At 66.4% G+C, this 6072-nt stretch carries 7 protein-coding genes and 2 pseudogenes; 5 read left to right on the top strand and 4 right to left on the bottom strand.

The genetic code is table 11. From position 1 onward, the window contains the following. The first annotated feature begins 108 nt into the window (after positions 1-108). The gene (locus tag KNN17_RS21840) at positions 109-264 is read left to right on the top strand and encodes a hypothetical protein (protein WP_171983377.1); all 156 of its coding nucleotides are present in this window, start codon (positions 109-111) and stop codon (positions 262-264) included. Between the two features lie 168 nt (positions 265-432). Here the strand turns inward: KNN17_RS21840 and KNN17_RS21835 are convergent, their stop codons facing one another. Continuing rightward, positions 433-855 (bottom strand): hypothetical protein, encoded by a 423-nt coding sequence (locus KNN17_RS21835; protein ID WP_241710973.1) that lies wholly within the window; start codon positions 853-855, stop codon positions 433-435. A gap of 171 nt (positions 856-1026) precedes the next feature. On the opposite strand from KNN17_RS21835, the gene KNN17_RS21830 reads away from it, so the two are divergent. The 4 genes from KNN17_RS21830 (at position 1027) to KNN17_RS21815 (ending at position 5487) form a co-directional block, all read left to right on the top strand. Further along, on the top strand, positions 1027-2112 hold the full coding sequence (locus tag KNN17_RS21830) for an acyl-CoA dehydrogenase family protein (protein WP_308196871.1): 1086 nt from the start codon (positions 1027-1029) through the stop codon (positions 2110-2112). Further along, positions 2106-3485, top strand: a complete 1380-nt coding sequence (locus KNN17_RS21825) for a bifunctional PIG-L family deacetylase/class I SAM-dependent methyltransferase (protein WP_241710970.1) — start codon at positions 2106-2108, stop codon at positions 3483-3485. Before KNN17_RS21830 ends, KNN17_RS21825 begins: the two co-directional genes overlap by 7 nt. Beyond that, positions 3472-4299 carry a glycosyltransferase gene (locus KNN17_RS21820; protein ID WP_241710968.1) on the top strand — a complete coding sequence of 276 codons (828 nt, stop codon included), beginning with the start codon at positions 3472-3474 and terminating at the stop codon, positions 4297-4299. The genes KNN17_RS21825 and KNN17_RS21820 overlap by 14 nt, the downstream gene beginning before the upstream one ends. A gap of 147 nt (positions 4300-4446) precedes the next feature. After that, positions 4447-5487, top strand: coding sequence for a hypothetical protein (locus tag KNN17_RS21815; RefSeq protein WP_241710966.1), 1041 nt, complete (start codon positions 4447-4449; stop codon positions 5485-5487). 86 nt (positions 5488-5573) lie between these two features. On the opposite strand, the gene KNN17_RS22600 is transcribed toward KNN17_RS21815, so the two are convergent. From KNN17_RS22600 to KNN17_RS22590, 3 genes and pseudogenes are all read right to left on the bottom strand, one after another. Then, positions 5574-5753, bottom strand: coding sequence for a pentapeptide repeat-containing protein (locus tag KNN17_RS22600; RefSeq protein WP_308196872.1), 180 nt, complete (start codon positions 5751-5753; stop codon positions 5574-5576). Between the two features lie 15 nt (positions 5754-5768). Then, a pseudogene (locus KNN17_RS22595) lies at positions 5769-5834 on the bottom strand (pentapeptide repeat-containing protein); the annotation flags it as partial. A gap of 6 nt (positions 5835-5840) precedes the next feature. Continuing rightward, a pseudogene (locus KNN17_RS22590) lies at positions 5841-6072 on the bottom strand (hypothetical protein); the annotation flags it as partial.

Below are 6072 nucleotides of genomic sequence, written 5' to 3'. Positions count from 1 at the left end.
TTTTCAATGAGTCAACGCGACCACTGGAAACGCTGTTCCGCGCGGAGTAGATTAGGGCCAGCCGCCGACCCGGGGCTGTTCGAGAACACAATTTGGGAGGTAATGGTAATGAGCGCGTTGCTTTGGATCCTGGCCGTTATCGCGATCGTTTTGTTCATCATCGGCGGCACGGTCAAGGCTGTCGGCTTCCTGCTCTGGATCGCTCCGATCGTGCTTGTGGTCGCTGTGATCATGTTCTTCGTCAACCGCGGCCGAAGCGTCTAAGCCCCGATCACGCAAGGGAATCGCGGGTTGGCCTGTGCTGGTGCACGGGCCTTTCGCCGTGCAGGTGGCCTTTCGACGTGCTGGTTACGGTCTGAATTTCGGTACGGCGAGTTGACCCGCGGTTCTCAGATGCCCAGCGGGATCGATGGGGATGGCATTCTGGCTTCCTCAGCCCCTGCCCATGCCGACAGAAGGATCCTCGTCGGATTCGAGGGCCTCGGACGTCCCGTCCTGGGGGTCAGGCTCCGGAAGGCCGGCAGGCCCTGGAACCCGGCTCCTGGCAGCTTCTGCAGAGGCACCTTCCGCCCCGGGGCTCCGGCCAGCATCAGTTGAATCCAGACTCTCGGCAGAGGTCTGTGAGTTGCCTTCACGAAGGCCAGATGAGGGTGCATCGACTGACGAGCCACCAGCGCCCGCGGCTTCGCGTGCGGCTGCTGTGGCGTTGGTGGCCTCGCTGACCGAGGAGTTCCCTTTGATGGGCTCGCCAGGCCTTCCGGGGTGGGGTACATGCCCGTCGTCGTTTGGTTCTGACGATCGGGCGAGGTCCATGGCGCTCTCCGCTGCCTTGCTGATTTCGTCGCGCGCACTCATCATGCCTCCCAAGGTCCGGCGGAGCCGGGGTTTCCGGCACCTTCAATCCCAGATTAGTCAGTATGCTGATTAATTCGCTGGAGTCGGGGGGCGCTTGTTGGCCGGTTGGTAATAAGCCTGCTTACTATTAACCGCAGGAAATGGTTTGGTCTAGGTGATGCGGAGGAAGAGATGAACATGCACCGCCCGGGCTATGACAAGACGAGCAAAGGCGTGCGGCTGGGGAAAGCTCCACTGCCTGAGGACGTCGAGCGACTGTTGTCGCAGGCAGATGAACGGGTAGGCGACGTCCCCGCGTTGCTGGCACTGGCCGAGATGACAGCACGGACGATGCCGGATCCCGGCGAAGGCGAGACGGCACGGCTGTGGGAGATCCTGGCGTCGCTGGCCGCAGTCGACGTTGCTGCTGCGCGCGTCTTCGAACCACACCTGGACGCCGGCGCCATTCTGAAGCAAGCGGGGCAGGAGGCCCTTTTCGACGGCACATGGGGTGTGTTCGCCGCCGAGGGGCCGGGGCATGTTCTTGAGGCGCGGGATGCCGGGCAATCCACATCGGCGGGGTCCGGCGTGACGCTGTCCGGCTCGAAGCCCTGGTGCTCCCTGGCCGGCGATCTCGACCATGCAATCGTCACTGCGCAGACGCAATCGGGCAGTCGCCAGGCATTCGCCGTGGACTTGCGCTCCCCGGGAGTGAAAGTCGAAGAACCGCTCTGGATTAGCCACGGCCTCCGCGAAATTCCCAGTGGCACGGTGCATTTCGCTGACGTCCCTGCGGTCCCGGTCGGCGAGCCGGGCTGGTATTTCGATCGACCCGGTTTCGCCTGGGGAGGCATCGGCGTCGCCGCTTGCTGGCTGGGCGGCGCCGTCGGCCTCGTCCGCACGTTCAAGGACGCCCTTGCACGCCGGGAACCGGACCAGATCGCGCTTTCCGGCCTTGGCGAAGCGGACCGTTTGCTCGCATCCGGATTCGAGCTGCTCCGCAGCGCGGCGGCCAGGATTGACGGCGGCACCTTAGGCGATCGCGAAGACAGCAACGATGCGTGGGCGCACGCCTTGCGGATCAGGGGCAACGTGGCTGAGATTGTGGAAAGAATCCAGGACACCGTCGGTGAGAACCTGGGCCCGGCCCCGCTGGCCCGGGATGAGCGACATGCCAAGCGGGTTTCCGATCTTCGCCTCTACGTCCGGCAACATCACGGCCAGCGCGACGACGCCCAACTCGGATCACTGGTCTTGAAGGGCGCAAACACATGGTGACTTTTGCACATGCCGATGCAGGCACGGCTGAGGACGAGTGGCTGAGGGCGGGGGTGGATCTGCTGCCTGAGCTCCCACTGGACGATGCCGAACTGGCCGGCCGAAGCGTCGTCGTGCTTGCTGCCCATCCCGACGACGAAACTCTCGGTGCCGGTGGCCTTATCACCCGGCTGGTGGACTTGGGGGCCGCTGTCAGAGTTGTGCTGTGCAGCGCGGGCGAGGCCTCGCACCCGCACTCTCCGACCACCACCCCTGGCGAGCTGGCAAGGCTCAGGGTACGGGAGTTCGAAAACGCGATGGCCGCGTTGGGTGTGGGCGCCCGTTGGACGAACCTGCGGCTCCCCGACGGCCAGCTCGGACGTCACCGCCCGGCGATCCGCGACGCCTTGCGGGCTGCCGTCCGGGACGCTGGCGGGAGCCTGCCCTCCGACGTCGTGCTGGTGGCGCCTTTGCGGGGGGACGGCCACCCCGATCATGACGTCGTCGGTTCCGTTGCCGCGGAACTCGCCGAAGCGGAGGGTCACGGGCTCCTCGAATACCCGATCTGGTACTGGCTTTGGGCCAATGTAGCTGACGCGCGATGGCGCAGCTGGGTGCGGTCGGAACTGACGGCGCGCGGCCGGGAAGCCAAGTCCGCGGCCTTGCAGGCCCACCGCTCACAGATGGAACCTCTCTCAGGACGGCCTGGTGACGAAGCACTCCTGCAGGAGCGTTTCGTCGACCATTTCCGCCGGACGTGGGAGACCTTTGCATGGACTCCTCCTTCAGGCGGGAACACAGCGGCCGACGCGGAGCGCGTTTTCGACGCCGTTCACCTTGCATCCAGCGACCCCTGGGATTATTCGAGCAGCTGGTACGAGAAGCGAAAACGCGACTTGACCATGGCGGCGCTGCCCGATCCGCGCTACGCCCGGGGACTCGAACTGGGCTGCTCCTCTGGAGTGCTGAGCGCCGAACTCGCCCAGCGCTGCGAGCAACTCCTCTGCGTGGATGCGAGCAGCCAGGCCCTCGCCTCGGCGGATGCCCGGCTTGCCGATAACCCAGGGGCAACGACGGCGCACATGACGGTGCCCACCCAGTGGCCCGATGGCCGGTTCGACCTCATCGTCATCTCAGAGGTGGGGTATTACTTGAGCCGCGCCGAGTTGGACGCCGTGCTCGACAAATCGGTGGATTCGCTCCTGCCGGGCGGGACATTGGTGATGTGCCATTGGCGCCATCCGATTTCTGGCTGGTCACTGGATGGAGACAGCGTCCATGCGGCCGCGCGGGGGCGGCTGCCCTGGCCTTCCGCCGCGGTGTACCGGGAGAAGGCCTTCATCCTTGAGACGTTCATCGCGGCCGCGGCCGGAAGCGCCGATGCCCGCGCCTAGCATTGAGGGCGGCAACCGCCCCCTCCCTGGAATCCCGTCCGCACACGGTGGGCCAGTCGATGGCAGCATCGCCCATGTCGCCGTCGTGGTCCCCGCCCGCAACGAGGCCGAGCGCATCGCCCCGGCGATCCGCGCCATATGCCGCGCCGCCGCCGAGTTGCGCGCGCTGCGCCCCGGCGTGGGCATCGGCGTCGTGGTGGTGTTGGACGCGTGCGACGACGGCACGGGAGATGCCGCCGTCGACGCCGCAGGCTCCGAAGGGTGCCTCAGCCTCGTCGACGTTCGCCTGCACAGCGCCGGGGCCAGCAGGGCGGCCGGCATCCGGGCCGCCCTCGCCGCCACGACCACAGCCCCTGAACAGATCTGGCTGGCAAATACCGATGCCGACTCCGTGGTTCCACTGCATTGGCTCTGCGGCCAAGTGGACTTCGCCGAGTCCGGGGCTGACGCCGTGCTGGGCACCGTTGAGCCGGACCCCGGCGAGCTGGACAAGAGCCTGCTCAACGCGTGGGCACGCAGGCATCGCTTCGCCGAGGACCACCCCCATGTGTTCGGCGCGAACTTCGGCGTCCGGGCTTCGCACTACCTCGGAGTGGGCGGGTTTGAGCCCGTGCGCCTCCACGAGGACCGGATCCTGGCGGCGCGCCTCCGGCGATCCGGCAGCGCCGTAGTCGCGACGGACACCCTCCGGGTCATCACCTCCAGCCGCCTGCACGGCCGGGCGCTCCACGGGTTCGCCGGTTACCTTCGTGGCTTGGGCGAGGCGATGGCCATGCCTCCGGACACCGCAGCGGCGAGCAGCGCCACGAGCTAGGTATTTGAGCCCGTTATGGTCTGGCGTTCCGGGAGCGTCTCCAAGCGGGTGGCCGTCCTCCGTTCATCCCAGCGTTACCTCGCATCCATGCGGTGACCGGATGATGGCCCCGATGGGGAATCGACTATGACACTGAGGAACTTAACCATGGACATCAGACCTTCCCGCAAGCCCTTCATGTTCGGCGCTGTACTCTCGGCCGCAGTCCTCCTGAGCTGCACCGCCGTCCCGGCCAACGCCGCCCCTGCGTCTCCCTACACGGTCAAGTCCTTCGCTGCTGTCGGCGGCGAGAGCAAGCCGGATGACATCACGCGCCTTGGCAACAACATCTATGTGGCCTTCCAGAACGGCGTCGGCCCGATGGGCGAACCCTCCACGAGCGGTGCAACCGCGAGCACGATCCAGCAATACTCCCTCGACGGAACCCCGGGCGGGTCCTGGACGATTACGGGCAAGATCGACGGACTGCACGCTGACGAGGCAGGCCAAAGGCTGCTGGTGACAACGAACGAGGACGGCAACTCCGCTTTCCACACCGTGACACCGTCCGGCGGCGCTGCCGCCGTGAAGGACTTCGCCTACACCGGACTGACGCACGGGGGCGGCACGGACACGGCTACGATCTACCAGGGCAAGATCTTCATCACCGCCTCGAACCCGTCCGACACCACCGGGCCGGCCGTCTACCAGGCGACGCTGAGCGGCTCGACAGCCGCCCTGGCCCCGGTCTTCACGGACAACGCCACCGCAACCGTCGCCAACTCCGGCTCGACAGGGACCACGGCCCTTGCCCTGACCGACCCTGACTCGGCGACAGTGGTCCCGGCCGACAGCCCCCGCTTCAAGAACCAGTTCGCGCTTGCCTCACAGGGCGACCAGCAGTTGATCTTCGCCGACCGCGCCGGGACCCCGCAGCAGTCGCTGCAGGTGCTCAACCTCAGCCAGCAGGTCGACGACACCGCCTTCGCGACGACGTCTCGGCAAACCCTGTGGATCACCGATCCCGACCACAACACGGTGCTCTCCGTCACCGGCCCGTTCGCGGCCGGCCAGGCACTCTCGACCGTGACGCCGGATGCCGCCCCGGACTACCTCGCGGCGCTGGACCTCTCGACCGGATCGCTCACACCGGTCGCGGGTCTGTCCTCGATCCACCCGAAGGGCTTGCTCTTCACGAGCGCACACTAGGTTCGCGTCCGCAGACGAAATCCGCGCGGCACCTTCCTTGGGAGGTGCCGCGCCGTCGTTCCCGGCCCCGCGGTGAGCGCTCATCCTCAATTCCAGTGCGGGGGTATTGCCAAGCCGGAGGGGAGAAGAGTCGCGCGGCTCCCTTTCGCGGCGTTGAGCTGAGGCTGTGTCAGGTAGAGGGCCTTCGAGAGATCAGCGCCGTCAAGCCGGGCATCCCGCAGGTCTGCACCGAGCAGATCCGCACCCGATAAGTCACTGTCGCGCAGATCGGCGGCAATGAGTCAGGTCCCCCTCAGGTCCGCCCCGCACAGCCGGCAGAACCTGATGTCGCTGCCGATGAGATCGGCTCCGGGCTACAGGTCGGCGTCCAGATGATCGTCGCCGGCGGCGAAGTACGAGGCCCGTATTTCTTCGCTGACGTCGCCGAGTAGGTCGCCATGAATGACCTGTTCCACACCCTCAATGGCACCGTATTCCCCGGTAGCCAAGTTCAGCAGCCTTTCCTTTGGCATAGGTCCTTCGCCCCACGCGATCCGATCCGACTGGCTCCAGCACGACTGCTCCGGCGCGCCACATGACCCCTCG

The organism is Arthrobacter bambusae (assembly GCF_022606295.1).
Classification (GTDB): domain Bacteria; phylum Actinomycetota; class Actinomycetes; order Actinomycetales; family Micrococcaceae; genus Arthrobacter; species Arthrobacter bambusae_A.
Note: the sequence above shows the minus strand (reverse complement) of the source record. Positions and strands in the feature narration are given on the sequence as shown.